The 24,968-nt window shown below is 70.5% G+C and carries 26 protein-coding genes and 1 pseudogene; 12 read left to right on the top strand and 15 right to left on the bottom strand.

Features of this window, described 5'->3' with window-relative positions; all coding sequences use genetic code 11:
• Positions 1 to 170: 170 nt before the first annotated feature.
• The 5 genes from E0L36_RS20610 to E0L36_RS20595 form a co-directional block, all read right to left on the bottom strand.
• Positions 171 to 731 (bottom strand): hypothetical protein, encoded by a 561-nt coding sequence (locus E0L36_RS20610; RefSeq protein ID WP_180930599.1) that lies wholly within the window; start codon positions 729 to 731, stop codon positions 171 to 173.
• Between the two features lie 128 nt (positions 732 to 859).
• The gene (locus E0L36_RS20605) at positions 860 to 1,372 is read right to left on the bottom strand and encodes a nitroreductase/quinone reductase family protein (protein ID WP_180930598.1); all 513 of its coding nucleotides are present in this window, start codon (positions 1,370 to 1,372) and stop codon (positions 860 to 862) included.
• 120 nt (positions 1,373 to 1,492) lie between these two features.
• The gene (locus E0L36_RS20600; RefSeq protein ID WP_180930597.1) at positions 1,493 to 2,005 is read right to left on the bottom strand and encodes an NUDIX hydrolase; all 513 of its coding nucleotides are present in this window, start codon (positions 2,003 to 2,005) and stop codon (positions 1,493 to 1,495) included.
• 566 nt (positions 2,006 to 2,571) lie between these two features.
• A complete protein-coding gene (locus E0L36_RS27890; protein ID WP_258015894.1) occupies positions 2,572 to 2,706 on the bottom strand; it encodes a hypothetical protein in 135 nt (44 codons plus the stop codon).
• The gene (locus E0L36_RS20595; RefSeq protein WP_180930596.1) at positions 2,690 to 3,205 is read right to left on the bottom strand and encodes a hypothetical protein; all 516 of its coding nucleotides are present in this window, start codon (positions 3,203 to 3,205) and stop codon (positions 2,690 to 2,692) included. Before E0L36_RS20595 ends, E0L36_RS27890 begins: the two co-directional genes overlap by 17 nt.
• A 489-nt stretch (positions 3,206 to 3,694) precedes the next feature.
• Here E0L36_RS20595 and E0L36_RS20590 point away from each other — a divergent pair, with 489 nt between their 5' ends.
• The 4 genes and pseudogenes from E0L36_RS20590 to E0L36_RS28320 all read left to right on the top strand — a co-directional run.
• A complete protein-coding gene (locus E0L36_RS20590) occupies positions 3,695 to 4,516 on the top strand; it encodes a helix-turn-helix transcriptional regulator (RefSeq protein ID WP_180930595.1) in 822 nt (273 codons plus the stop codon).
• Positions 4,513 to 4,728, top strand: coding sequence for a DUF397 domain-containing protein (locus tag E0L36_RS20585; protein ID WP_180930594.1), 216 nt, complete (start codon positions 4,513 to 4,515; stop codon positions 4,726 to 4,728). The genes E0L36_RS20590 and E0L36_RS20585 overlap by 4 nt, the downstream gene beginning before the upstream one ends.
• A gap of 89 nt (positions 4,729 to 4,817) precedes the next feature.
• Positions 4,818 to 5,027, top strand: a complete 210-nt coding sequence (locus tag E0L36_RS20580; RefSeq protein WP_180930593.1) for a DUF397 domain-containing protein — start codon at positions 4,818 to 4,820, stop codon at positions 5,025 to 5,027.
• Positions 5,028 to 5,080: 53 nt separating this feature from the next.
• Positions 5,081 to 6,175: pseudogene (locus E0L36_RS28320) on the top strand (NACHT domain-containing NTPase); the annotation flags it as partial.
• 1,544 nt (positions 6,176 to 7,719) lie between these two features.
• Here E0L36_RS28320 and tgmC read toward each other — a convergent pair.
• The 3 genes from tgmC to tgmA all read right to left on the bottom strand — a co-directional run bounded on the left by tgmC (position 7,720) and on the right by tgmA (position 10,246).
• A complete protein-coding gene (gene tgmC, locus E0L36_RS20575) occupies positions 7,720 to 8,835 on the bottom strand; it encodes an ATP-grasp peptide maturase system methyltransferase (RefSeq protein WP_308416849.1) in 1,116 nt (371 codons plus the stop codon).
• Positions 8,836 to 9,020: 185 nt separating this feature from the next.
• Complete coding sequence (tgmB, locus tag E0L36_RS20570) at positions 9,021 to 9,986, bottom strand: ATP-grasp ribosomal peptide maturase (RefSeq protein ID WP_180930591.1); 966 nt, start codon at positions 9,984 to 9,986, stop codon at positions 9,021 to 9,023.
• A complete protein-coding gene (gene tgmA / locus E0L36_RS20565) occupies positions 9,986 to 10,246 on the bottom strand; it encodes a putative ATP-grasp-modified RiPP (protein WP_180930590.1) in 261 nt (86 codons plus the stop codon). The genes tgmB and tgmA overlap by 1 nt, the downstream gene beginning before the upstream one ends.
• Positions 10,247 to 10,698: 452 nt before the next feature.
• Here tgmA and E0L36_RS20560 point away from each other — a divergent pair, with 452 nt between their 5' ends.
• From E0L36_RS20560 to E0L36_RS20550, 3 genes are all read left to right on the top strand, one after another.
• Positions 10,699 to 11,697, top strand: a complete 999-nt coding sequence (locus E0L36_RS20560) for an XRE family transcriptional regulator (RefSeq protein WP_258016354.1) — start codon at positions 10,699 to 10,701, stop codon at positions 11,695 to 11,697.
• Positions 11,698 to 11,717: 20 nt separating this feature from the next.
• A complete protein-coding gene (locus E0L36_RS20555; protein ID WP_180930588.1) occupies positions 11,718 to 12,299 on the top strand; it encodes an HD family hydrolase in 582 nt (193 codons plus the stop codon).
• Between the two features lie 407 nt (positions 12,300 to 12,706).
• Positions 12,707 to 13,123, top strand: a complete 417-nt coding sequence (locus E0L36_RS20550) for a hypothetical protein (RefSeq protein WP_180930587.1) — start codon at positions 12,707 to 12,709, stop codon at positions 13,121 to 13,123.
• On the opposite strand, the gene E0L36_RS20545 is transcribed toward E0L36_RS20550, so the two are convergent.
• Positions 13,110 to 14,459 carry a PQQ-binding-like beta-propeller repeat protein gene (locus tag E0L36_RS20545; protein ID WP_180930586.1) on the bottom strand — a complete coding sequence of 450 codons (1,350 nt, stop codon included), beginning with the start codon at positions 14,457 to 14,459 and terminating at the stop codon, positions 13,110 to 13,112. The two genes, E0L36_RS20550 and E0L36_RS20545, sit on opposite strands and share 14 nt — an antisense overlap.
• A 283-nt stretch (positions 14,460 to 14,742) precedes the next feature.
• Positions 14,743 to 15,999, bottom strand: coding sequence for an MFS transporter (locus E0L36_RS20540; protein WP_180930850.1), 1,257 nt, complete (start codon positions 15,997 to 15,999; stop codon positions 14,743 to 14,745).
• Between the two features lie 815 nt (positions 16,000 to 16,814).
• Between E0L36_RS20540 and E0L36_RS20535 the strand changes: the two genes are divergently transcribed.
• On the top strand, positions 16,815 to 18,371 hold the full coding sequence (locus tag E0L36_RS20535; RefSeq protein WP_374705565.1) for a protein kinase: 1,557 nt from the start codon (positions 16,815 to 16,817) through the stop codon (positions 18,369 to 18,371).
• A 303-nt stretch (positions 18,372 to 18,674) separates the two neighbouring features.
• Here the strand turns inward: E0L36_RS20535 and E0L36_RS20530 are convergent, their stop codons facing one another.
• Positions 18,675 to 19,277 (bottom strand): TetR/AcrR family transcriptional regulator, encoded by a 603-nt coding sequence (locus E0L36_RS20530; protein WP_180930584.1) that lies wholly within the window; start codon positions 19,275 to 19,277, stop codon positions 18,675 to 18,677.
• Positions 19,278 to 19,386: 109 nt separating this feature from the next.
• Here E0L36_RS20530 and E0L36_RS20525 point away from each other — a divergent pair, with 109 nt between their 5' ends.
• Positions 19,387 to 20,316, top strand: a complete 930-nt coding sequence (locus tag E0L36_RS20525; RefSeq protein WP_308416848.1) for a methyltransferase domain-containing protein — start codon at positions 19,387 to 19,389, stop codon at positions 20,314 to 20,316.
• Positions 20,317 to 20,332: 16 nt separating this feature from the next.
• Here E0L36_RS20525 and E0L36_RS20520 read toward each other — a convergent pair whose 3' ends face one another.
• Genes E0L36_RS20520 through E0L36_RS20505 form a run of 4 tightly spaced genes read right to left on the bottom strand, consistent with a single transcriptional unit; the run spans position 20,333 to position 21,901 of the window.
• A complete protein-coding gene (locus tag E0L36_RS20520) occupies positions 20,333 to 20,605 on the bottom strand; it encodes a hypothetical protein (protein ID WP_180930582.1) in 273 nt (90 codons plus the stop codon).
• A complete protein-coding gene (locus E0L36_RS20515; RefSeq protein ID WP_180930581.1) occupies positions 20,602 to 20,853 on the bottom strand; it encodes a hypothetical protein in 252 nt (83 codons plus the stop codon). The genes E0L36_RS20520 and E0L36_RS20515 overlap by 4 nt, the downstream gene beginning before the upstream one ends.
• Entirely contained in the window at positions 20,850 to 21,260 is a 411-nt protein-coding gene (locus E0L36_RS20510) for a DUF6069 family protein (protein WP_308416847.1), read from the bottom strand. Before E0L36_RS20510 ends, E0L36_RS20515 begins: the two co-directional genes overlap by 4 nt.
• A complete protein-coding gene (locus E0L36_RS20505) occupies positions 21,257 to 21,901 on the bottom strand; it encodes a TetR/AcrR family transcriptional regulator (protein ID WP_180930580.1) in 645 nt (214 codons plus the stop codon). Before E0L36_RS20505 ends, E0L36_RS20510 begins: the two co-directional genes overlap by 4 nt.
• A gap of 386 nt (positions 21,902 to 22,287) precedes the next feature.
• Here E0L36_RS20505 and E0L36_RS20500 point away from each other — a divergent pair, with 386 nt between their 5' ends.
• The 3 genes from E0L36_RS20500 to E0L36_RS20490 are packed head-to-tail and all read left to right on the top strand — an operon-like array spanning position 22,288 to position 24,716.
• Positions 22,288 to 22,794, top strand: coding sequence for a MaoC family dehydratase (locus E0L36_RS20500; RefSeq protein WP_180930579.1), 507 nt, complete (start codon positions 22,288 to 22,290; stop codon positions 22,792 to 22,794).
• A 45-nt stretch (positions 22,795 to 22,839) separates the two neighbouring features.
• Complete coding sequence (locus E0L36_RS20495) at positions 22,840 to 23,670, top strand: SAM-dependent methyltransferase (RefSeq protein WP_180930578.1); 831 nt, start codon at positions 22,840 to 22,842, stop codon at positions 23,668 to 23,670.
• On the top strand, positions 23,667 to 24,716 hold the full coding sequence (locus E0L36_RS20490) for a class I SAM-dependent methyltransferase (RefSeq protein ID WP_180930577.1): 1,050 nt from the start codon (positions 23,667 to 23,669) through the stop codon (positions 24,714 to 24,716). Before E0L36_RS20495 ends, E0L36_RS20490 begins: the two co-directional genes overlap by 4 nt.
• Positions 24,717 to 24,968 lie beyond the last annotated feature (252 nt).

Genomic DNA, 24,968 nt, shown 5'->3' with positions numbered 1-24,968 from the left:
CGGCCTCTACCGTTCAGCCGTCGCTCTCTTCCTCATGGAGGCTGTCGACAGCGGGAGCATGTATGGGGCCGGGGCGTGTGGGGGGTGGGGCGGCTGGGGCCCACGTTTCCGGACCCGCCGGAAGGCCGCCCCAACGCCCCCTCCCCACCGCGCACTTGGGTCCTTGGGTCCTACTCCTCCGGCTCGGAGGTAGTGATGCCGAGGTCGATCCGCATGACGCGCCGCATCCGCCAGAGGGGGTCCCACAGATCGTCCAGACCCTCCCAGCCGGTGGACAGGTCCTCGCCCTCCCGCACGGTGCCCTCGTCCAGACGCTTCACCAGGGCGTACAGCGACCCGAGACGGTGGTTCGCGGCACTGGCGGCCGGGGCCACCGAGTCCGGCAGCACCATCTGCGCCTCAGCGTGCCGCAGCCGGTGGTCCCGATGCGCCCGGTCCAGATCCGACCGCGACTCCTCGCTCAACTCACCCCTCTCCAGGGCATGGAGAGCCTTCGTTATCGCGTTCGCCAGGTCGCGGGTACCGGCGTTCAGGCTGGCGTAACACGAGCGCCGCGCCTCGCGTTCGGCCTGACGTGCCGCGTACTCCCGTTCATCCTGCTGGAGTTGGCGCGCGCCCTCCAGCTCACGGATCCGGGCACGGTCGGCCCCACGCTGGGTGATCACGGCCGCCGCGAGCGTGCCGCCGATGCCCAGCACCGCGATCACGATCTGGCTGATTGCGCTACTCACGCTACCCCCGGGTCAGTTCGGCTCGCCGGGACTGTACCCAGCGCGTACGCCCTGCCTCATCGGGTCAGCCACTCCGTCGGGACCGGCCTCGCGGTCGTACGCGCGGTGGCTCGACAGACCACGTTGGTTCAACCGCCCTGCGGCGGCTCGACGGCGGCCGCGCCCCGCACCGGGTCAAGGACGACGACCGGAATTCGTCGGCCGGCGATCCTCTCGAAGTCGGCGAACTCGGGGATGACACGGACCTGTTCACCCCAGACGCGCTCGCGCTCCGCCCCCTCGGCTACCCGGGCGACAGCACGACTCACCTCGGTGCCGACCTCGATGGTGACATCGGGGTTCTTCTCGATGTTGCGGTACCACGACGGCGTACGCGGACTACCGCCGAAGGAGGCGAAGACGGCGAACGAGTCGTTCACCACCTGATACATCAGAGGCGTGGTGTGGTGGCGGCCGGTCCTCGCACCGGTGTGGCCGACCAGCATGATCGGGACGCCTCGTTCGCGCTCGAAGCCCGGCAACAGAGGTGGGACGGGACGCCCAGCGGCCAGTTCGTCCTCGGTGCTCCACGGAACGAACCCCCCGTTCGCTCGAAACTCCGTGACGATCCGACGGTTCCAGTCCTGAAGGTCGTGAGACATGGCGGCAAGCTACGCCCTGACACCAGTGTCAAGGTCAAGATGCCGACACCGCCCGAGCACGCGTGTGGTGGAACGGCCCTAACCGTTCCACCACACGGCCTCAGCGCGATCCCGGCCAGGTCAAGCAGGCTTCGGTTGGGGATCGTTGGTGGGGTGGGCGGCGGTGAGGTAGGCGGTGCGATGGTCGTTGAGAGCGTTGCGGACGGCGGTGCGGACGCGGAGGAGCTGGTGGGGTGCGAGGTAGTGGTGGAGGTCGTCGAGGGAGACGAACGCGTGGGCGCTCAGCTCGTGTTGGGGGAGGGTGATGGGGGTGGCGGGGTGGAGGGTGCCGCCGTCGAAGACGAAGTTGAGTCCTTCGCGGTGGGGTGGGTTGGCGGGCATGTGGTGGACGGTGAGCAGGTCGCCGGGTTCGACGCGCTGCCCGGTCTCCTCCAGCAGTTCGCGGCGGAAGGCGTCGTGCAGGTCCTCGTCGGGTTGTGCGCAGCCGCCGGGCAGGCCCCAGGGGTGGGGGTCGCCCTTCTCCTTCCGGTAGATCTTCTCCACGAGCAGGATGTGGCCCTCGGGGTTGGTGATCAGCGCGAGGGCGCCCAGGCGCCGTCCGGGCGGGTGACTGAAGTCGTACTCGGTGTGCATGAAGTGCTGGCCTCGCCTTTCGTCGTGTGTGGTGGTGCGTCGCTTCTCGTGCGCCGCGTGGCGGTGTCGTACGTCGTTGTGGGTGAACTGACGGGCGTGTCAGCCGTGTTGGTCGGCCGTGGGGCAGCGGGTGAGTATCTGGCCGCCGGGTGCCGGGCCGCCGGATGGTGGGGCTGTGGCGGGGCCCTGTGTGGTCGAGGGTGGTGTGGCCGGGGGTGTTGTGGTCGGTGGTGTGGGGGTGGGTTGGCAGGCGGCTAGGGCGATGGCGAGGGTGAGCAGGCCGGTCACGCAGGTCAGCGCGACCGCGAGGATCGGCCGGTCCAGCTCCGGCGGACACCGGTAGCCATCGGGTCCATTCCGGGTGTGGTCACCATCCGGGATGTACTCACCGATCGGTGGGTCCAACGGGTCCAACGGGTCCGATGATGGAGGTCCGGGGCCCGGCTCGGGGGATGGGTCTGGCGCCGCCTGGCGCGGAGCGGGAGGTGAGGTGGGGAGCATGCGCAGTCACTGGTCGGTGATGGGGAGTTGGGGGGGGGAAGTTCAGGGGGGAGTTCAGAGGTGGATCAGAGGTAGAGCTGTCGGCCGCAGGTGCCGCAGTGGGTCTTGCCCTCGCGGACGACGGTGGTGGGGTGGTCGCAGCGCGTCTCCCACCGGTGGTCGCGGCGCGTCTGCCAACGGTGGTCACAGCCCCGGGCCACGGCACCTCCCCGGACACCACAACGGGGAGTTCGGCACGTGGTGCGACACCCGTGGCTCCGCCGCCGCACCCTCCAACGTCCCATCGCTGGCGCGGAGTTGGGACTGAGGTTGGGGTTGGGGGCTTGGCTCGTCGGCATCCGAGGTCCGCGACGCGGGCAGGAGTCCGGCACCGATCGGGGTACGGAAGGGAGCGGTGAGTTCACGGGTGCGCGCCCGCTCCAGGTCGATCAGCTGACGCAGACAGGGGACGCAGCCGAAGAGTTGGAGCCGCCCCCAGGGCGCTCGCACGGAGCGGAAGGCCGTCACCCGCACCTCGTCCCGTCCGCAGTAGAGCCCGCACCGTCCCGTGGACCACACGCCCAGGCCCTCCGGGACGAACCCGGCCGCCGACCCCGGCTCATCCCCCTCGGCCCCGACGCCCGACGCGGAGGACGCCAGCACACACCACAGGTACACCGTCACCACCGCACCGACCGCGACCGCGTAACCGAACGTCACCGCCCACCCGTTCACGGACGCCCCCACAGCAGTAACCGCCCGGCCAACCACACCCGGGCCCAGACCCGATACACGCTCACCGCTCCCGCCCCCACTCGCGATGCTCCCGCAGGAGGATCGTCAACCCCCGTGCGGTGGCCATGTCACAACGCCCCAAGTCGATCAACGGACGCGGATTCGGCCCCGTACACGAGAGGGGATCCAACCCCAGCGACGGCAGCGTCACCCCCGCCTCTTCCAGCGCGTCGCGCAACTCCCGTCGCACTCGCTCCGCCTCCGGAATCGGCCCCGTAGCTCCTCGATCATGTGTTGTCGTCACTACGTCACTCCCGTACATTTTCGACGCTCGCCCCTTTGAGCGGCTGGCTTCTGGTGTACTTCCACCATCGCTCAGAAATTGGGCGGTCACCGCAGAAACATCCATGACCGTTAACGGGTCATGGAGGACGGCCATGACATCGCATCAGTCATGGAAAGGAGGCGTTACGTATGACCGTTGAGGAAGATAAGGCACCCGACCCCTCGTCCTCGTTACTCGCGTTCTTCGGCTCCGAACTACGCCGCATCAGGATCAAGTGCGGGCTATCCCAGGAGGAGACGGCGAGGAAGGCGCACACGACCCAGTCGATGCTGTCCAAGGTGGAGTTCGCCAAACGGGTCCCCTCCGCCGAACTAGCCCGTGACCTGGACGTAGCTCTTAACACCGACGGCTACTTCCTCCGGCTCCACCCTCTGGTCCTCCGCCACTCCTACCCCAAGTGGTTTGTATCCTTCGTAGAGTTGGAGCAGACGGCCGCCCAGATCCGCACGGTTCAAACCATGGTTCTCCCGGGATTGCTGCAAACCGAGGAGTACGCGAGAGCCGTGCTCGACACAATGCGCCCGGACCATCTCGACGATCTGGTCACCGCGCGAGCGAGTCGGCAGGACGTATTCGACCGCAAGGACCGCCCTCGATGCTGGTTCATCATCGATGAGTACGTATTGCTACGGCATCTCGGCGGACCCGAGGTGATGCGTCAACAGTTCGGTCGGATGCTGGAGTTGGGCCGCGAACCGCGCAACGTCATCCAGGTGATCCCACGCGAGACGGCGGCACATCCCGGCGTGAACGGCGCCTTCACGCTTCTCGGGTTCGATGAGGGGTCCGACGTCCTGCATGTGGACGGGTTCTCTCAGGGGCGAACGACGGCCAATACTGAGGAGGTTAACGAAGCGACGCGCATCTATGATCTGCTCAGGGCGACAGCCCTGTCACCCGAGGCGTCGGCTGAGGTGATCGGCGCGCATATGGAGGGACTGAACGAATGACCACCCGCGCAAGTGACCTGCTCGTGACCTGGCAGAAGTCCAGCTACAGCGGACCGAACGGCGGTGACTGCCTGGAGGTGGGACACGGTCTTGCCGGGGCCGTCCCCGTCCGGGACTCCAAGACGCCGCAGGGCTCCGCTCTGGTCTTCGAGCCGTCCGCCTGGGGCACGTTCGTCGCAACCGTACGGCGAGACGGTTCAGCCACGGCCTGAACCGAACGCCACACAGGCCCCGTCGTCCGACCCTGGATGACGGGGCCTCACACATGGGTAACCCACCCCCAACACCCAAGGGAGGCCCCATGCCGAACATCACGCATCACAACCTGACCTGGCAGAAGTCCAGCTACAGCACCAACGGGGGCAACTGCCTGGAGGTAGGAGCTGGTCTTGCCGGGGCCGTCCCCGTCCGGGACTCCAAGACGCCGCAGGGCTCCGCTCTGGTCTTCGAGCCGTCCGCCTGGGGCACGTTCGTCGCAACCGTACGGCGAGACGGTTCCACCACGGCCTGAACCGAACGCCACACAGGCCCCGTCGTCCGACTCCGGATGACGGGGCTTCACATATGGGTATCCCGCACCCAACACCCAAGGCAGGCCCACCAGATGAACGCCGCCGATCACACCGTCAACCGTCGGAAGTCCCGCCACTGTGGCACCGGCCGGGGAGACTGGTAGGGAGCACACGGCGGGAGGTTGTTGTGAGGCACGGGGGAAACGGTCGGGCGCCCAGGCGGGTGGGCGGGTGGTACCTGGCGTTGGTGGTGCTGGGGACGGTCGGCGCGTTGGCGTTCGCCTGGAACGCCGAATCGGAGCAGGCCAAGGTGACGGCCTCCTTCTTCGCGACGCTGGGACCCCTGTATCTGGCGTGGGCAACCTTCCGCCACGACCAGGTCGCATCCGCCACGGTGGACCTGGACACGGCCGCCGCCCAGTTATCCATCGCCGTGGGCAAACAGTGGAACGACGAGGCCGCCAACCGCCGCATGAACGACCCCTACCCCCTGCCGGTGGCCTGGACAGCGGCCGATACCGACCTGGTCGAACCCTGGCCCCTGCTGGAGGACATGGCCCGCGCATGGCCCGGCGGCCCACCCGCAGACCCAGCACAGTGGCCCCAAGACTCCACCGGGCTGGCGGGCGCCGACGCCCAGATCAGCGAAGTCTTCACCACACGGGTGCCAACTCGCCGTCTGGTGGTCCTGGGCGAGCCCGGCTCCGGCAAGACCATGCTCCTCATCCGCCTCCTCCAGCACCTCAACACCCCCCACACACCAGGCAGTCCGGTACCCGTACTCTTCGCCCTCGCCTCCTGGAACCCCGCCGACCAGTCACTGAACGACTGGCTGGCCACACAACTCCGCCAGAGCTACCCCGGCCTCCGCGCCCCCGCCCCCGGCCAACAGAGCGATCTGGCCCAGGCCCTACTGGACGCCGGACGCATCCTCCCGCTACTCGACGGCTTCGACGAACTCCCACCCGCCCTCCACGACATGGGCTTCAACGCCCTCAACCGCGATCTAGCCGCCAAAGCACCGGTAGTCCTGGCCAGCCGCGCGGCGGCATACCGCCACACCGTGACCCGACCCGACGCGATGGTGCGACTCAACGGCGCAGCCGGCATCCACCTCCTGCCCCTCACACCCCAAGACGCCGAGGCATACCTCCGCCGCGACGCCGGCGGCCCCCACAGCCCGGCCGCCAACCGATGGGACACCGTCGCCACCCAGTTAGGCACCAACACCCCCGTCGGACAGGTACTGGGCACCCCACTGGGCCTGTTCCTGGCCCGCACCATCTACAACCCCCGGCCCAACACCACACCCCCACCAGACGGCGTTCCACACCCCGACGAACTCTGCGCCTTCCCCACCCAAACCGACCTCAACGCCCACCTCTTCAACGCCTTCATCCCCGCCGCCTACGCCCCCCACGACACCCATCCACGCCGCTGGAAGCCCGAACAAGCCCACCGCACCCACGTCTTCCTCGCCCGCCACCTGGAGAACAACCGAAACGGAAACCCCAACCTCGCCTGGTGGGAACTCCCCCTCACGATCCGACGAAGCACCCTCCGCACCGCCCTCGGCCTCACCACAGGACTCCTGTTCGGAATCATCTACGGGCTCCCATACGAACTCCTCAACGTGTACTGGGACAACTTCCGACTCCCACATGGGATCCCGTATGGTCCCTGGGACAGGCTCCCGTACGGGATCTCGGTCGGACTCCTGGTCGGGATCGCGTTCGGACTCACCCGCCTGTCCCTTCCCGACCCAGGAACCCCCGGCGTCCGGCGCAGATGGTCAACGCGCTCCTTCCCCGTCAGAGCCGCGCACGGATTCGTCACCATGATCGCCATCGCGATCGCGTTCCCGCTGCTCAACGAACTCGCGGCGGGATTCCCCAGTACCTACTCCCCCGAGGACGAGTTCCTGACCGGGCTCTTGATCGGGCTCCCCTTCGGGCTCGCGCGCCTGCCCGCACCCCACCCAGGCACTCCCAGCGTCCGACTCAGATGGTCAACCCGCTCCTTCCTCACCGGCCTCGGCTTCGGCCCCCTGGCCGGGATCGTGTTCGGCCTCGTGCTCTGGATCAGGGACGGGTTCGTGGACGGGTTCGTGTACGGGTTCTTGCCGGGTCTCGTGATCGGGCTCGTGTTCGGGATCATGGCCGGGCTCGTGTACGGATTCCGGGCGGTACGACCGGAGTTGACCACCGTGGTCGGCCCCGTCACCCTCCACTACCGCGACCGCCGCACCTTCATCGCCACCGTGCTCGGAATCGGGCTCGTCTTCGGGCTCGCGCTCGGGCTCCTGACCGGGTTCCTGCTCGGGCTCACTTCACCGCAGGCGTTCGTGTTGGAACTCGCGGCCGGGCTCCTGGCCGGGCTCGTCTTCGCACTCGCGCACACCGTCTACGCGGGCTTCACCATCACCGTCGCGCTGCTGGCACTACGCCGACGCGTCCCCCGGAACCTCATCGCCTTCCTCCAGGACGCCCACGAGAATCGGGGCGTCCTACGCCAGGTCGGCGCCGTCTACCAGTTCCGCCACCTCGACCTACAACGCCACCTCGCCGAGACAACCGAACCCCACACCACCCAGCCAGAACCCGCCCCCCTCCAACCACTGACCGCCCCCGCCCGCACCCTCCCCCCTCTCCCCTTCTCCCCCAACGGCCGGAATCCCGCAGCCGCCGAACGTCAGACCAACTCGTGGCGCCAGCGCAGAGCGGGATGCCCCTCGATCCAGTACGTGTGGGCGTTCGCCGTGACGCGGAGCCGCACTGTGGTGATGCCGGGAGACCCGGCCTCCCGCCAAGCGACCAGGGCCCGTTCGACACGGTCCCACAGCGGTACGGGACCGCCCTGCCGGACGGAGGTCCACTCCTCGCCGTCCGCGACGAACTCGGCGAAGGACTCTCGCTCCGGGTCGAAGAGGTACGTCAACGGGGTTCCGTCGCTCGCCGTGGCTCGTGTCAACCGCGCCCCGGGAGCGGTGAGTTGGGCGATGAAGGCGGGCATCCACTCCTCCAGCAGGACGGGCGGGACCCGGAGCGGACGCTCGCTGTCCGCGTGGGCAGTGCGGGCGGCCAGATCGCCGGACACCGGTTGGAGGGCCTGAGCCCGGGCCTGCATGAAGGAGGAACGGCGGATGATCCGCCCCTCGGCGGTGCCGTCCCCGCCGACGACGACCTTCGCCAGCCCCGTGCCGTAGCCCCACGTCCCGCCCACCGTGGCGAGAACGACGCCGCCGGGCTTCGTCTGCCGGATCCAGGCGTAGGGGACGCGGCGGACGGCGCACGTGGCGATGGTCCGGTCATACGGGGCGCGGAACGGGTGGCCAAGGAGACCGTCGCCGTTCACGGTCCACGTCGAGAATCCGCACCGTTCGAGAGCGGCGTCGGCGCGAGCGGCGACGTCCGGGTCGACCTCGACCGTCGTCACGTTGTCCTCGCCGAGACGGTGGCACATGAGAGCCGAGGAGTACCCGGTTCCCGTACCGATCTCCAGCACGGTGTGCCCGTCTTCGAGGCCCAGCTCCTCCAGCATGCTGACCACGGTCAGGGGCGTCGTGGAGGACGAGGTGGGGACGCCCAGGACCAGCCCGTCCGCCGCGTCCGCCGTCAGACGGCCGTCGAGTTGGGTGGTCAGGGACTCCTCGCGGTAGACGATCCCGGCCCACACCTCCGGATCGGCGGCGGCCCGGGGGACCGGACGCCACCGGCCGCCGCTCGCGCGCAGGAAGACGCCGGGTTCGAGGAACACCTCCCGGGGGACCGACTCCACCGCGGCTCGCCATCCGGGCTCCCTCAACACCCCGGCCCTTTCGAGACGTTCAGCGAGAGCCCGACGCGCGGAAGCGCCCGCGTCCCCGTCCCCGGCCCCGGCCCCGGCCCCGGCCCCGGCCCCGGCCAGCGGGCCACCCGGGGTCGCGGGTTCACCAACGGGGAGACGGTCAGGGCCGGTTGCGGGGGCTGGGTCGCTTGCTGAGGTTGGGCCAGTCATGCGGTTGCTCCTCGAATGAGTAGGTCAGCGAACGCGGCGGACATCTCCGCCCCGGTCCTCTGTTCAAGCCAGCCCCATTGCCCGTTCGGGTTCAGCTCCAGCCACCACCAACGTCCCGCTCGGTCCACAGCGAGATCGAAACTGCCCGACGAGAGGCCGAGGTGATCGAGATAGACGAGGAGGCGCTCCCGCAACGGGCCGGGGAGATCCACGACCGAGTACGAGTGGCCCGTGTAGTCCGTGCGCCAGTCCAGGAGACCGGAGTCGATCCGCACGGCGAACACACGTCGGCCCACCACCAGCACGCGCACATCGCAGGTCTTGTCCACGCGGGACTGGAAGAGGTGTGGAGCGACGCGCAGGCTGTCATCGATCTCGTCCGGGGTGACCGGGCGCGTCCACCCTGTCACCGGAACTCCGTCCCGTTCGTAGGGAGTCCAGCGCAGCGTCTTGTGGATCACCTGCCGATGTACGGACATGAACTCTCGTGCGTGCGCTGGGTCGTTGGTGACGAGAGTCGGCGGTACGGAAAGACCGAGCCTTTTCGCCAGGGCGAGTTGGACGGGTTTGTAGTCCGCGGCGGCGTTGCGCAACGGATGGTTGACCCACAACGGGCCCTCGACGGCGTACAGGGCGCCGCCCAGCCCGTACCGCACCTGAGCCGCGGCGAAGCGGGCATCGTTGTCGTTCAGATGTGGGAAGTCGGGCCAGACGGGGCGGCGCCAGTACACGGCTCGCGCCTGGGGCAGGTCCGCGGTCCTCGACAGCGTACGGAGCTGTCCGGCGACCGGCGTCGGCTGGTTTCCGAACCAGGCTGAGAGCGTCAAGTCCGTCCCGACGTCGGCCGGGTTGAACCTCACTACCGGCACACTCCGCCGGTTGATCTCAGTGATCACCATGTCGGCGGTGACGTCCGCCGTCTCGGTCGCCACGAGGACCGGGCCGCGCGCGTTCACTCCCATCAGTCCTGCTGGGAATCCTGGTCGTGCCCCTGGTCGTTCTGCGAGTCCGAGTTCGTGACCGTGGACGTCTCGGTGCCGCAGCCGGTGCCGTGCTTACCCATGTCGACCACCCTGCCGGCGCCGTCACGAAACACGCCAAGTTGTGTCGAGAGGTCGATGGTGACCGTCGCGTGAGGGAGCCGACTGGCGGTCGGGTACGTTTCGAGTCGTTCGGCTCCCCAAGGGCGAACTGCCCTGGGAGCGGCGTCCACAGCAGTCATCGTGCTTCTCTCCTGTCTCTCGGCCGACTGGAATCGCGCACGTCCGGAGCCGTGCCTCATGTTCGGCCGTCAGCGGCCGAAGGCGTGGAGTCCGGAACGCAATCCATCTCCGAATGCCGCAACCGGCGTCGCGTGGCGGCCACTCAACCCACGGGCTTGGCAGGGGACCGGAATCCGGGCGCTGCTCAGGAATCCGTATTGCGCTCCTCGATGGCTAACGAACCAACGATCCTCTTGGTCGGGGAAGATGATTGCTTGCGCACCTTGAACTTACGGTCGTCTGAGATGGAGTAGAACTGACTGTGAGTACGGGTTGGATAACCGACCGCGCAGGGGGCTTCATGGCTGCCAGGGAAGTCGCACGAGGCCGGGCCACAACGGGCGCCATAGCGGGGTTCGTGCTTCGTAAGGCCCGGGAGAGCGTGCGCCAGGAGAACAGCACACAGGCGCGTATGGCCGAAACTGTGGGCGTTGACCTCGCCACCTGGCAGGGCTGGGAGAGCGGACGAAGGCCACTCGCCAATGTGAAGGCGGGAAGCCTCCTCGACCTGCGCCGTCGCTTGCTGGCCTTTGGTGCGGACCCCGGTGTGCTCTCGCTGCTGGACCCGGCGATGGACGCGGACCGCGTCATCAGCGCAACGATCCACCCAGAAGGCCCGGGTCGGCACCCCCTTGCGGAATGGGTTCACACCCGCGACACCGCCCACATGATCGCTTGGGCGGTGAACGGAACCATCCCGCCAGCTTTGGCATCCCGGCAGGAGAGAAGGCGTCGGGGCCCCACGGCTCACGCCCCGTTGCTGCCCGCTTCGGAACGCGACCTGTTCTTCTCGGAGTTGAGAGAAACCGCCGAAACGGCGGCACGCTCCGGCGAGGACGGAATGCTTCTCCATCGCCAGGCGCTGTACCTCTGTTCCTACAGCCGAGCGGCGGAGTCGACCTCGTGGATGAGACACGCCCTGCGAACACGGCGCGATCTCATCGCGTCCCGGGGCTGGACGCCGCACTGGGCCACGGCGCGATCAACAGCGACTGCCCTCGTACGTCTGGGCGAGCCCCAACCCCTCCTGGACTTCATCGACGGGGCGATGGTCGACAATGACGCGGCGGAGATCGCCAACCTGAACTACTGGGCCTACTGGCTGGGCGCGCTCCGAGAGCCACAGGCGAACGACGGCTTCATGCGGGAAAGGTCCGTCGCCTGGGAGCCGGTTCGCCTGCTGAGAGAGCTCGTTACGGGACTTCGCCAAGCCCCCGCGTACGTCGATCTGTACGTTCACTCTCTTTGGGCACTGCTGGCGTACCACAGATGGCTGCCGCTGGCCGACCGCGAGTTGACGGACGGTCTGTCCACACACACCACCCAACTCCTCGACGAGGACGGAGTCTCCCGACGGGCACGGCGGGAACTCAACGCGGTGCACTACGTTCTACGCGAGAACCGTAGATGACGCATCGGAGGACTCATCTCATGACGGAAACAGAGCGGGAGCGGGCGACCGGCACAGCGGGCTTTCTGCTGGAGATGGGGATGCTGAAGCGGGCCAAACGGTCGGGATGGTGGATCGCCGGAGTAAAGGATCCGGAAACCATCGCCGAGCACAGTTTCAGGGTCGGGCTCATCGGTTCCGTGCTCGCCATGATGGAGGGCGCTGATCCCGCGAAGACCGCTCTCCTCGGCCTCTGGCACGACACACAGGAATCCCGCGTCAGCGACATCCCCCACATCGGCCGTCGATACCTCGACGCCGCCAGCAACGAGCGGGTCACCGCTGACCAGGTATCAGCCGCACACCCGGCGGTTCAGGCCGGGGCGCGGCGCATCGTGGAGGAGTACGAGCACGGAGACACCCCCGAGGTGATCTGCGCCCACGACGCCGACAAGCTGGAGTGTCTGCTTCAGGCAGTGGAGTACCGGGAGCAAGGCTGCTCGAACGTCCAACCCTGGATCGACAGCAGCCTCGCGAAGCTCAAGACCGAGTCCGCCCAGGAGCTGGCCGAGGCCGCGCTGAACATGTCGTCCATCGAGTGGCAGCAGACGTACCTGCGGTAGCCAGACCCCAGCACAGGGTGCGGAACCCGGCAGAATCGGTCTGTCGGCCCGGCGGCCCCGGCGAGTCCCTGTGGATCGAGTACGCCTACACGGTCCGTGACGACAAATGGGGGAACTGGTTCCAGCGAGCCGAACGCCTGCCCACCGAACGACACGTCATCATCAGCCTGTTCTCCCTTTTCGCCGAAGGGGCACAAGGTGGGGCCCACGCGGTTCTGGTGAGCGCGGGCCCCGGTATCACTGGTGGGCGACGCTGGGGTATCTGGCGGAGTCGATGTCGCGCCGCCGGTGGAAGCCCTATTCGCCGTGACACACGCGCACGCGCTCGCCAAGACCGGTCAGACCCGGCGCGCCCTCGCTGAACTCGACGGTGCCCAGGCAGTGTTGGCACCGGCTCCAGGGACGGCGTGCCCCTCTGGGCCCTGGTGTGGGGTCCGCCCACGGCCACCGTCCACTCCCGTACGGCGAAGGTGTTCGAGACCATCGGTGACCGGCCGAACGCCGGACGGCAGTACGCGCTCGCCACCGCGAGCCGCCCGGGCACGACCTACGCCCGCATCATCGCGCTCGACCTGGTCACCCAGGCCCAACAGCGGGCGCGGCAGGGCGACATCGAGAAGGCGTGTGCCACGTGGGGCCGCGCCATCGACACCATGACGGGGGTTCGGTCCGCCCGCACCGTCGACGCCGTCCGCACCCTCCGTTCCGACCCGCGTCCCCACCGGACGCGGGGCGTACGGGTCGCTGCCCAACTCGACGAGCGTGCCCGCCTGTTCTTCACCCGCCGGACGGCGTCCGGGGACGGCGCGGTCAGGTTCTGTTGACCGTGTGGCGGCTGTCGGGCTTGGCGTCGAGGTCCTTGGGGGAGACGGAGAAGACGGTGTTCCCGGCGGTGACCATCAGGGAACCGTCGACCACGTTCAGGGAGGGCAGTTCCAGGGGGCCGCCCGGAGAGCCCTTGGTCCGCGTGGTCTCGGAGCGGCGTAGCTCCTCGCCGTTCTTCAGGTCGCGTGCGAGGAGCCGTCCCCGCGCGTCGACGGTGTAGACCTCGCCTTGGGACGGCGAGACCACCGGGACGGAGTTCCTCTGGAAGGGGCTCTTCGCGGTCCACAGGTGCTTGCCGGTGGCGGGGTCGGCGGCGACCGTGGTGCGGGTGTCGGGCGAGAGGAACGTCAGACGGCCCCCGCTGAGGCTCGGGTAGGAGCCACGGGGCACGTCGTCGACGGCCGAAACCCGATGCTGTTTACCGGACTTGGCGTCCACGCGCAGGAGGTCGCCGTACTTCGCGTCGCCGAGGGCGCGGGGCTCCTCGTCGTACTCCTCGCCGTAGCTCCACTCGCCGTCGCGGAGAAGGAACAGCAGGTCGCCGTCGTCGCCGCCCAGGTAGACCGGTTCGTACTCGCGCTCGTCGCTCTTCTCCGGCTCCAGTTTCTCCAGTTCGGTGAGTTTCTCCTTCTCCGCGTCGACGCGGTGCACCGTGAACTTCCCGACGAGGGGCTCGTCCTGGGCGAGGTCGAGCTGGCCGTCGCGCTGAAGGTCCTCGCAGGCGGCGATCGTGTCGCCCTCGGGCCCGAACGGGGCGAGCGGGAAGCACCAGCGGTCCTTCGGGGTGGGGATCCGGGCGCTCTCCTCGCCGCTCGCGGGTTCGCGGACGATCAGGTCGCCGCCCGGTCCGGCGTCGTCGACGGGGGTGCGCTCGCCGTCGGGGCGCTTCCACTCCACGGAGACCGCCCCGTCCGAGGTGTGGACGGCCGGGGCGCGCGAAGCGGTGTGCTTCCACCGGGTCTTGCCGCTCTCCGCGTCCACGGCGCGGATCTCGGCGCGGCCGTACACGTGCCGCAGGAGCAGCCCGTCGGACTTGCCGAAGTCCTCGGCGTCGGCGCTCGGCCGCGTCGTCTTCCGGGGGGCGCCGTCGTGGGAGCGGAGCGCCTCGCTGTCGAAGCCTCTGCCCGAGCACCGCAGCAGCCCGGAGCGGGGCATGTCCGCGTCGCAGGCGTACCGCTCCGCTCCCCGTTCGTCCTCCCCGGCCTTGAAGGTGGTCTGCCAGGGCCGCCACTCGCCCTCCGAGCGGGTGTCCTCCCCGGTGTCCGCACCGCAGCCCGCCGCGGCCGTCATCGCCAGTACGGCCAGCAGAGACGGCATGGTCCGTGCGCGCCCCATCGTGCCCCCTTCTCCCCACAGCGCTACGTCGAGCCTCGCACCCTAGGGGGTTCGGGGAAACGAGATCAAAGGTCCGTCCGTCACCTCCGAAAACCATTCCAACTCCTCCTGGGCAGCGGTGAGTTCGCGTGGACGGTGGTTAGTTCGCGTGGACGGTGGTGAGTTCGCGTCGATCGCGAAGGCAGCGCGGGGTCGGCGGACAGCGGCGGGTTCAGGTGGAGCGCGGGGTCGGCGGACAGCGGCGGGTTCAGGTGGAGCGCGGGGTCGGCGGACAGCGGCGGATTCAGGTGGAGCGCGGGGTCAGCGCGGCGCGTACGGGGAGGGCGACGAGGAGCGCGACGGCGACGAGCAGCCCGCTGGCCCACAGCGGCCCGAGGTCCCCGGCCCGGGTGGTGAGGGTGGCAGCGGCGAGCAGCGGACCGGCGGTGGCGCCGACGTTGAGGGCCGCGGTCGCGTACGACCCGGCCATCGTGGGGGCTCCGGCCGCCTCGTAGAGGACCCGGGCGATCAGGGTGCTGCCCAGCGCGAACGACAACGCGCCCTGCGCGAACACGAGGAGACACAGCGCGACCGGACTGTCGGCCAGTACCGCCAGCATCGGCCAGCCGACGAGCAGCGGCGGTCCGCCCACGGCGAGTACCAGTCCGGGGCGCCGGTCCGACAGCCGTCCCGCGACGGTGACGCCGAGGAGGGAACCGGCGCCGAACAGCACCAGGACGACGGAGATCCACAGCTCGCCCAGCCCAGCGGTACCGGTCACCACCGGGGCGAGGAAGGTGAAGCTGCCGAACGTCGCCGCGTTCACCAGGGCACCGAGCAGCATCACCAACAGCAGCCTCGGGCGGGCGAGTTGAGCCAGCTCCGCACGCAGGGACGGTCCGCCCGTCCCGTCCCCCGTCACGGGCCGCGCCGCCCCGTCCCCCGTCACGGGTCCGGCCTTCCCGTCCCGCGCCACGGGTCCCGCAGCCCCGTCCCCCGTCCCTCCTCGCGTCACGGGTCCGGTGGGGACGCCCCGCAGGATGCCGAGCGCCGCGGGCAGGCAGAGCGCGGCGACGGCCCAGAAGGTGGCCCGCCAGCCGAGGAACGCGCCGAGGAGCGAGCCACCGGGGACCCCCGCGATCGTGGCCACCGTGGTACCGGACAGCAGGATCGCCAGGGCACGTCCCTTCCGGTCCGGCGGGACCAGCGCGGCGGCGGTCGTCAGGGCGACGGCGAGGAACCCGGCGTTCGCGAGGGCGGCGAGGACCCGGGTGGCGAGCAACACCGGGAAACTCGTGGTGAGCGCGCCCACGACGTGCGCCGCCGCGAAGGCGAGGAGGAAGCCGAGCAGGCTGGAGCGCCGGGGCCAGTCACGGGCCAGCGCCGCCACGAGGGGCGCGCCGACGACCATGCCGACCGCGAAGGCCGAGGTGAGCACTCCCGCGGTGCCGACGGGGACATCGAGGTCCGAGGCGATGTCCGGCAGCAGACCGGCGAGCATGAACTCCGAGGTGCCCATGGCGAACACGGCCATGGCGAGCAGGTACAGCGGAAGAGGCATCGAGGGCATCGAGGGCATCGAAAGCTCCGAGGTGAGGAGAGGAACGAGGGGTCATCTCGTCACCGCGGCCAGCCCCGGTCACCCGCGTCGGCGCCACGACGGGTGGCGCCACGACGGGGTTCAGAACACAGGAGGCCGGAACTCAAGGCCCGAACTCAGGAGTTCGGAAAGCCAGGGTCCCGAACTCAGGGTCCGGCACTCAGGAGTTCGGGACCTCAGAGCCTCAGGAACTCAGGGTTCGGGGAACTCAGGGGTTCGGGAACTCAGGGGTTCGGGAACTCAGGGGTTCGGGAACTCAGGGGTTCGGGGGGCTGACGGCGTGACCGGGAGCCCCCGCCCTGTCCGCTTCGGGGTTCGACACGGCCCGCACGCTACCCGCCTCCGTCCGCCGAGGCACCTCGGTTTTCGCCCGCGGTCTCTCCCGGATCCCGGGCTCACGGGAGGTCTCGGCCCGCCCGTTCCGGCCGGGCCCTCCCCGTCACGGCGGTGACCGGACCGGTCTGGGATCACGTGGGCGGCGGGGAACGGACGCCAGGGATGACCACCCACCGGGGCTCCGTAGGGATGACCACCCACCGGTGCTCCGTGTCGACGGTCCCGGGCGCGCGCCGCTCTCCCCGGGGGCGACGACAGCGAGCGAGGCGGCCGTTCGGGACGTGGTGATTCGGCAACAACGGGCAGGGAAGGACCAGTTCGCGGGTACGCGATGGGCCACCTTCGAGTTGTATGGCTTCTACACGTCTGGGAAGCCGCGCTCATGGCGCCGGAAGAAGGGGTTCAGGATGGAGCCGCTGAGGGCGGGAGATCCGGAGCGGGTGGGTAGCTTCACCTTGCGGGGACGACTGGGCGCTGGCGGCATGGGTGAGGTGTTCCTGGGCCGATCGCCGGGGGGCCGATCGGTGGCGGTGAAGGTGGTGTACCCGCACCTGGCGGGTCAGTCCGAGTTCCGGGCCCGTTTCGCCGTGGAGGTGGCGGCGGCCGAGGCGGTCGGCGGGGCGTTCACCGCCCCGGTGGTGGCGGCCGGGCCGGAGGATGACCCGCCGTGGATCGCGACCGCCTACATCCCCGGCCCGGACCTGGCCGAAGCCGTGGCCGTGGCCGGTCCACTGCCGGAACGGCCGGTGTGGGGGTTGGCGGCGGGTCTGGTGGAGGCGTTGCAGGCCATCCACTCCAGAGGGCTGCTGCATCGGGATCTGAAGCCGGCGAACGTGCTGTTGGCGGCGGACGGGCCGCGGGTCATCGACTTCGGGATCGCCCGCCCGCTGGAGGGCACCTCGCTCACGAGAACCGGGATGGTCGTCGGCACGGCGGGCTTCATGTCCCCCGAGCAGGCCGAAGGCGGTGAGGTCGGGCCAGCCGCCGACGTGTTCTCCCTCGGGGCGGTCCTCGCGTTCGCCGCCAGCGGCGAGGAACCGTTCGGTCAGGGACAGCCCTGGGCGATCCTCCACCGCGTGGTCAACGACGAGCCGCGTCTTGACGCCGTCGACGGCCCGCTCCACGACCTGATAGCCGCCTGCCTGGCCAAGAGCCCGGCGGAGCGTCCCGCCCTCCCTCAGCTACTGGAGCTGATCACCGCGCACTGGGACCCGCCGGACGAGGCTTCGGGCAGCTCACGCTGGCCCGTCGGCGTGACCACGCTCATCCAGCACCGGGTCACCGCCCCCACCGCGTCCTACACCCAGTCCTCCGAGCCCCCCGAGCCCCCCGAGGCGCCCGACTCCGTCGACTCCCCCGAGTCCTCCGAGTTCCCCCACTCCCCCGAGTCCGTCCATGACGCTCCCACCACCACGGCGAACACGTCGGAGGGGGAGCTGACCAGGCGGTTCGAGGAAGCGCTGCACATCGGCGCACGACGCCCCGCCGAAGCGGTGGATCGCTTCGCGGAGGTCGTCGCCGATCACACACACGTTCTCGGCGCCGACCATCCCGGCACTCTGCTCTGCCGCCACGAACAGGCGCGGAACCTCGGCCTCGTGGGGGTCCGCGCCGACGCGGTCCAGCTCTTCGCCGAGGTCGCCGTCGACCGCGCGCGCGTACTCGGCCCGGACCATCCGGACACCCTCAACTCCCGTCACCAGCACGCTCTTTACCTGGGCCACAGCGGGAAGTACCTCAGGGCCGCACATCTCATGGCCGGTGTCGCCGACGACCGCGCACGCGCTCTCGGCGCGGACCATCCCGACACTCTCAAATCCCGCCACCAGCGTGCCTTCTGCCTGGGTCAGGGCGGCAGATTCCGCAAGGCCGCACGGCTCTTCGCCCAACTCGCCACCGACTCCGCACGCGTTCTCGGACCCGACCACCCCGACACGGTGCTCGCCCAGCACGGGCACGCCAGGTTCCTGAGCCGCAGCCGACGGCTCAGGTGGTGATCTCCCGCCCGTCCCTCCCGGCGACGCGCCGGGCCCACAGACAGGGCTAGGGCCCCCACGAACAGGGCTAGAGCCCCCACGGACGGGGCGCGGGCGCACCCTCGGCAGGCGCGGGCACACCCTCGGCGGGCGCGGGCCCTCCCCTGCAGGGGCGCGGGCTCACTGGGGCGCCATGACGCCGGGACGCCGGGGCACTTCGGCGCCGAGACGCCACGACGCCACGACGTCGGGACGCCACGACGTCGGGACGCCGGGACGCCGGGGCGGTCGTCGCCGTGCGCGCCCGGCGCGCCGGGGCGGGCCTCAGGTCCCGGCGGTCGCCCCACCCCCCACGAGCGCGGTCACCAGGCGTGTCATGGCGGGCCGTGGGTCGGGGCCGCCCGGCCAGCCGGTCATCATCAGATGGTGGGCGCTGCCGACGATGGCGAGGGCCACGGTGGCCGGGTCGGTGGTCTCCGCCACCCGGCCGAGCCGCTGCTCCTCCCGCACGTAGGCGGTGACGGCCTCCTGGACCGTGGCGAAGCCGGGTGCCCCGTCCCCCAGGGCCTCGCGGACGCGGAGGGCCGCCGCGGGGCGGGTCATGACGAGGCCCGAGAGGGCGGGGCCACCGGAGTCGAACAGGGCGAGGGCGACGGTGTGGAGGTTCCGCGCCACGCCGCCCCGCCCCGCGAGCCCGTGCAGGGTCCGTGCCGTGGCCGCCATGCGCGCGAACCGGTCGAGGCACAGCTCGGCCACGAACTCGTCGAACCCCGCGAAGTGCGCGTGCAGCAGCCCCTTGGCGCAACCCGCCTCGTCGGTGACGGACCGGCTGGTGAGCGCGCCGGGCCCGGTTCTCTCCACGACGCGCTCGGCGGCCGCGAACAGCAGCTCGCGTACGTCCGGCGTCGCCACTCCGCGCGGTGACATGGGGTGTTCTCCGGCTTCCTCTCGGGCGTCTCAACACCTCTGAGAATAAACGGAATTGCTGGTTTGGGCACGCGCCCATACTGTTTGGGCACGCGCCCATACCGTCTGGGTGCGGGCCCGAACCACGTGGGCGCGCGCCCGCCTTCGGGCGCCCCCACCAGAGGAGAGACCCATGACGGACGTTGTCAACGTCGCCCAGGCGCAGGCGTGGAACAGCCACGAAGGCGCCCACTGGGCCCACCATCAGGACCGCTGGAACGCCGTGAACGAGGGCTTCGACGAGCCGCTGCTCGACGCCAGCGGGATCGTCGTGGACCACTCGGTCCTCGACCTCGGCTGCGGCTCCGGGCAGACCACCCGCCGCGCCGCGCTCCGGGCGCCCCGGGGGCGCCTGCTGGGTCTCGACATCTCCGCCACGATGCTGGCCGAGGCGCGCGCCCGCACGAGGCTGGAGGGCGTGACCCACGCCGCCTTCTTTCAGGGCGACGCGCAGGTCTACCCCCTCCCCCCGGCCTCATTCGACCGGGCGATCAGCCGCTTCGGGGTGATGTTCTTCGACGACCCCGTGGCCGCCTTCGACAACGTTCGCCAGGCCCTGCGCCCCGGAGGGCGCCTGGCGTTCGTCTGTCCGGCCGAGCCTCACCTCAACGACTGGGTGACGGCGGTGACGTCGCTGTCCGAGGTGCTGCCGGTCGACGACTTCGCGACGCCCGGGCAGCCCGGCATGTTCTCCCTGACCTCACCGGACCTCATCCACCGCACCCTCACGGAGGCCGGGTTCACCGACATCACCGTCAACCAGACGCAGGCGCACGGAACATGGGGCGATGACCCCACGGACGCGGCGGAGTTCCTGCTGGGCACCGGTCCCGGCCTCCACCTGCTGTCGCGGGTCGATCCGGCCACCCAGGCCCGCGCTCTCACCGCCCTGACGGACCACCTGCGCGGCCACGTGGCGGCGGACGGCACGGTGCGACTGCGCGGCTCCGCCTGGCTGGTGACGGCGGACCGCCCGGCCACCTCCCCCGGCGGGACGTGAGAAGCGGGCAGGGTGGTCACTCGGCGCGGCGGCGGCGCAGCTCCGCGTGCCACCGCCGGACCTGCGCGTCGTCGTGCAGGTAGGGCTGGTTCGGGCCCGGTCGCAGGTCGATCCCGCACAGGAGGCGCAGGGCCCAGAGCGACGGTTCGTCCCAGTCGAGGCTGTCGTCGGTGTACCACCGGGCGGCCCACCGGTCCGCCGCGTCCCGGGTCACCCGCCCCTCGGCCACCGCGGCGAACCACGCCTCGATCTCGTCCAGGTCCGGCTGGTGGTCCTCGCCGCCGCTCACCGGCCCACCGTATCCCTGCGCTGGCCGAACCCGGAGCCGGTCCCGAAGCCGGAGCCGGTCCCGAACCCGATGCCGGCCGCGGAGCCGATGCCGGTCCCGGAGCCGATGCCGGTCCCGGTGCCGGTGCCGGTGCCGGTGCCGGTGCCGGTGCCGGTGCCGGTGCCGGTGCCGCGCGCGACGGTGGGGGGGACGGCGGCGGGGCTGCCCCATCCGCCGCTGGCCGAGGGGTGGTTGGTGCCGGGGGTCATCCCCGGGCGGTGGCGGTTCGCGTCTCGGGGGAGCCGCCGGCCAGACCCGGGATCAGCACCGCCGCCACCGCCAGGTGCATCAGCGCGAGGGAGGCGCGGGTGCCGCCGTCCATGCCGCCGCCGAGGAACGGCAGGAAGGACAGGGCCAGTACGACCCCGGCCGCTCCGGTCCAGACGGCGCGGGCGCGGCGCACCCCGAACCGCTCCAGGGCGGCCAGCAGTGCCCAGCCGCAGAGGGAGGCGAGCAGCGCCGCCACCGCCACGGGGGCGCCGCCGAGGTCGAGCGTCTCCTCGCCGTCGGTGACCCGCGGCCGGTGGCCCAGCAGCGGGTCCGTGACGAGCCACACCAGGACCGGGGCGAGGGTGGCCAGCGCCGTGACCGCCAAGCGCCTTCCGCGCGGGCTCACTTGGTGCCGTCCGACGGTGTGGCGTTCCCGCTGGGGGAACTGGCCGAGAGCGCCCCGTTCAGGAAGACCTCCACCAACTCCCGTGGGGTCAGGTCGGGTTCGTCCTCCGTGCGTGGCTGGGTGAAGAGCAACCCGAAGAACAGGGCCGCTATCTGCTCCGGCGGCCGCCGCAGGTCGGCCCGCTCGGGCTCCAGTAGCTCCGCGAGGGCCGCGCGGATACGGGCCGTGGACTCCTCGCGGCCCGCGCCACGCACCGGGCCGGGGTGCTTGCCGCCGCGGTGGCCCAGCGAGCCCGCGATCGCGCCCATCCTGGACAGGTGTGCCTGAAGCGCCTCGACCGCCTCCGCCAGCCGGTCGGGCAGCGGCTGGGCCAGGTCGATCGCGTCCAGCTCGCGGACCGCGTTCTCGGGCGAGAGCGCCTCGGCCACGCAGGCGTGGAGCAGTTCGTCCTTGTCGGCGAAGACACGGAATATCGTGCCCTCCCCGATGCCCGCGGCGCGGGCGATCTTCGCGGTCGTCACCCCGGCGCCGTACTCGGCGATCAACGGGATCGCGGTCTGGATGATCATCTCGCGGCGGCGCTCCGGCGACATCCCGGGGGCGCGGCGGCGAACTTCCTTGTTCTCCTTCGGTGTTGGCATGCCACGAGCGTACGGAGTGAGTCCTCACTCCGTCAATGAGTGAGGACTCACTCCGCTCGACTCCCCCGGCGGCGGTCCGCGAAGGACAGTGAGAGCGGACGGGGCCGAACGTCTCCGGACGGCACCGGCGGCTCGCCGGGATGGACGGAGCGCCGCCCGGGCGACAGGGGGAGCCGCCGAGACGGACGGGGCGGGAGCCGCCGAGACGAACAGGGTCGGGGCGTCGACGCAGGTAGGAGCGGAAAGCGAGCAGATCATGACGCCACGCGGTCCAACTCGGACGCAAAGCTGTAGATTTGGCTTGACAAAAGAAATGGGTCATTCATAAATTAGAGGACGCAAGGGAAGGTTGGTCCGAGCTACAGCTCCGTCAAGGGGGAAGCGCAGTGCGCTACTTCGAGGACTTCCGCGCCGGCGACATCCACGAGCTGGGCACCGTCAGGGTGACCGAGGCCGATGTGCTCGCCTTCGCCAAGCGCTTCGACCCGCAGCCGTTCCACACCGACCAACGGCTCGCTGAGGAGAGCGAGTTCGGCGGTCTGGTGGCCAGCGGCTGGCACACCGCGTCCCTGTTCATGCGCCGCTACGTCGACGGGCTGCTCGCCCACAGCGCCTGTGCCGGATCGCCCGGCGTCGACGAGCTGCGGTACCACCGACCGGTGCGCCCGGGGGACGTCCTCACCGCGCGCGTCGAGATCCTCGGCTCCCGCCCTTCCCTCACGAACCCCACCACTGGCGTCGTGCAGCCCCGATGCCAGCTGGTGGCCCAAGACGGGACGGTCGTGTTCAGCATGATCCTGCACAGCATCTTCCGGCGGCGCCCCGGCGGGTCCTCCGCCTCCCCAGCGTCGATGCCCGCGGCGCAGGACCCGGTCGCCTGCGTGCGGAGCTGAACACGGCCGTTCCCAACTCCACCCGACCCGAGGGGAGCCCCACTCGTGGAAGCCGTATCCCGCACCGCCCAGTGGACCGCCGCAGCACGGGCGTTGGAGAGCGAGCGTGACGATCGGCTGTTCAACGACCCGTACGCGCGCACCGTCGCCGAGGGCATCGGCTTCGAACTGCTCCACCGCTACGCGGGGGCCGGCACCGTGCCCTTCCTCGCCATCCGAACCACCTACCTGGACCGGGCGATCGAGCGCGCGGTCGCCGAACACGGCCTGCGTCAGGTCGTGTTCCTCGCCGCCGGTATGGACACCCGCTACCACCGCCTGGAGTGGCCCACCGGCGTCACCGTCTACGAACTCGACCGGCCCGCGCTGCTGGAGGCCAAGGAGCAGCTGCTCGCCGAGACGCCGCCCCCCGCCGGGCGTTCCCGGCGGCCGGTCCCCGTCGACCTCACCGGTGACTGGACGACTCCGCTCAAGGAGGCCGGACTCCGCCCGGAGGAACCGGTGTTGTGGATCGCCGAGGGTCTCCTCTTCTTCCTCACCGAGGACGCGGTCCGGGGGCTGCTGAGCACCCTCTCCGCGCACAGCGCCCCCGGGTCCGTCTTCCTCGGCGACACCATCAGCCGCGCCGCGCTGGACAACCCGCTCTCCCGTCCCTTCCTCAACGCCCTCTCGGAGGACGGCAATCCGTGGCGGTTCGGCACCGACGAACCGGAGCGGCTGCTGGAGGAGTGCGGCTGGAGCTGCCGGGAGCTGAAGCAGCCCGGCGAGGAGGGCGCGTCCTGGGGCCGTTGGCCCTACCCCGTCCCGCCGCGTGAGACGCCGCACGTCCCCCGCTCGTTCCTGTTCACCGCCGACCTACCGGAGGCACACACATGAGCGTCAGCACAGCCGACTTCCACCAGCGAATAATCGAGGACGGCGCGGCGGCCGTACGCGGGCTGACCATCGCCGTCGGTGACCAACTGGGCCTGTACCGGGCGCTGGCCGCGCACGGGCCGCTCACCCCGCGCGAACTCGCCTGGCACGCCTCGATCACCGAGCGGTACGCGGCGGAGTGGCTGCACTCGCAGCTCAGCGGCGGCTATGTCGAGCGGAACGACGAGCGGGACACCTACACCCTCCCGACCTCGCACGTCCCGGTGCTGGCCGAGCCCACCGCCGAGCACTACGCGGCCGGTTTCTTCTCCGCGCTGAAGGCGCTGTACTGCACGGAGGAGCAGTTGATCGACGCGTACCGCACCGGCGGCGGCGTCGACTGGGCCGAGCACGGCCCGGCCCTGGACACCGGCATGGGCAGCTTCTTCCAGCCCACCTACGAGCACCGGCTGGTGTCGGACTGGGTGCCCGCGCTGGACGGGGTCGCGGACCGGCTGCGGGACGGCGGCACCATCGCGGACGTGGGCTGCGGCATCGGGCACACCACCCTGCTGCTGGCCGAGGCGTTCCCGAACAGCACCATCCACGGCTACGACTGCTGCGAGGAGGCGGTGGACATCGCCCGGCAGCAGGCCGAGAAGGCCGGGATGGCCGACCGGGTGACGTTCGAGTTCGCCTACGCCGACAACTACCCCGGCACCAGCTACGACCTGGTCGCGTTCTTCAACTGCCTGCACGACATGGGCGATCCGCTGGGCGCGGCGCGGCACGTGCGGGAGTCGCTGGCGCCGGACGGCACCTGGATGCTCGTCGAGTCGAACGTCTCGCCCGACGACATCACCAAACAGACGCCCGCCGCCCGGATGTTCATGGCGCTGTCCGCCGTGATGTGCCTGCCCGCCGCGCTGGCCCAGGACGGTCCGCGCGCGCTCGGCAACCACTCCGGCGAGGAGGCGTTCCGCTCGATCGCGGAGGCCGCGGGCTTCACCCGCTGGCGGCGCGCCGCCGAGACCCCGGTGAACGCCGTCTACGAGATCCGCCCCTGACCGACGGCGGCCCCACCCGCCTCCCGCCCCGCGCCGGACCGCCGCCACCGCCCGTCACCACCCGCCACCGTGTCCAACCCCCCGTCTCAGCGGGCTGGTTGGACGTACCAGGGCGACGCGGTGGCCAGCGGACGGGTGCCGGGCACCGCCCCTCCCGCACCCCCGTACCTCCCGCAGCCCGCGACTCCCGCCCCGCACCTCGTCACCGTCCGAGGTACCCGGGTGCTCCCTCCCGCCGACGGGGGCACCGGC

Source organism: Streptomyces sp. AJS327 (assembly GCF_013450295.1).
GTDB lineage: Bacteria > Actinomycetota > Actinomycetes > Streptomycetales > Streptomycetaceae > Streptomyces.
The sequence above is the reverse complement of the archived record's forward strand: the minus strand, read 5'-3'. Positions and strand labels throughout refer to the sequence as shown.

Bases quoted from the DNA above. Each gene is read 5' to 3' on its own strand.
- E0L36_RS20605 (WP_180930598.1), bottom strand. From the start codon at position 1,372: ATGTCTCACGACCTTCAGGACTGGAACCGTCGGATCGTCACGGAGTTT.
- E0L36_RS20600 (WP_180930597.1), bottom strand. From the start codon at position 2,005: ATGCACACCGAGTACGACTTCAGTCACCCGCCCGGACGGCGCCTGGGC.
- E0L36_RS20590 (WP_180930595.1), top strand. From the start codon at position 3,695: ATGACCGTTGAGGAAGATAAGGCACCCGACCCCTCGTCCTCGTTACTC.
- E0L36_RS20585 (WP_180930594.1), top strand. From the start codon at position 4,513: ATGACCACCCGCGCAAGTGACCTGCTCGTGACCTGGCAGAAGTCCAGC.
- E0L36_RS20580 (WP_180930593.1), top strand. From the start codon at position 4,818: ATGCCGAACATCACGCATCACAACCTGACCTGGCAGAAGTCCAGCTAC.
- tgmB (WP_180930591.1), bottom strand. From the start codon at position 9,986: ATGGGAGTGAACGCGCGCGGCCCGGTCCTCGTGGCGACCGAGACGGCG.
- tgmA (WP_180930590.1), bottom strand. From the start codon at position 10,246: ATGACTGCTGTGGACGCCGCTCCCAGGGCAGTTCGCCCTTGGGGAGCC.
- E0L36_RS20560 (WP_258016354.1), top strand. From the start codon at position 10,699: ATGGCCGAAACTGTGGGCGTTGACCTCGCCACCTGGCAGGGCTGGGAG.
- E0L36_RS20555 (WP_180930588.1), top strand. From the start codon at position 11,718: ATGACGGAAACAGAGCGGGAGCGGGCGACCGGCACAGCGGGCTTTCTG.
- E0L36_RS20545 (WP_180930586.1), bottom strand. From the start codon at position 14,459: ATGGGGCGCGCACGGACCATGCCGTCTCTGCTGGCCGTACTGGCGATG.
- E0L36_RS20540 (WP_180930850.1), bottom strand. From the start codon at position 15,999: ATGCCTCTTCCGCTGTACCTGCTCGCCATGGCCGTGTTCGCCATGGGC.
- E0L36_RS20530 (WP_180930584.1), bottom strand. From the start codon at position 19,277: ATGTCACCGCGCGGAGTGGCGACGCCGGACGTACGCGAGCTGCTGTTC.
- E0L36_RS20515 (WP_180930581.1), bottom strand. From the start codon at position 20,853: ATGACCCCCGGCACCAACCACCCCTCGGCCAGCGGCGGATGGGGCAGC.
- E0L36_RS20505 (WP_180930580.1), bottom strand. From the start codon at position 21,901: ATGCCAACACCGAAGGAGAACAAGGAAGTTCGCCGCCGCGCCCCCGGG.
- E0L36_RS20490 (WP_180930577.1), top strand. From the start codon at position 23,667: ATGAGCGTCAGCACAGCCGACTTCCACCAGCGAATAATCGAGGACGGC.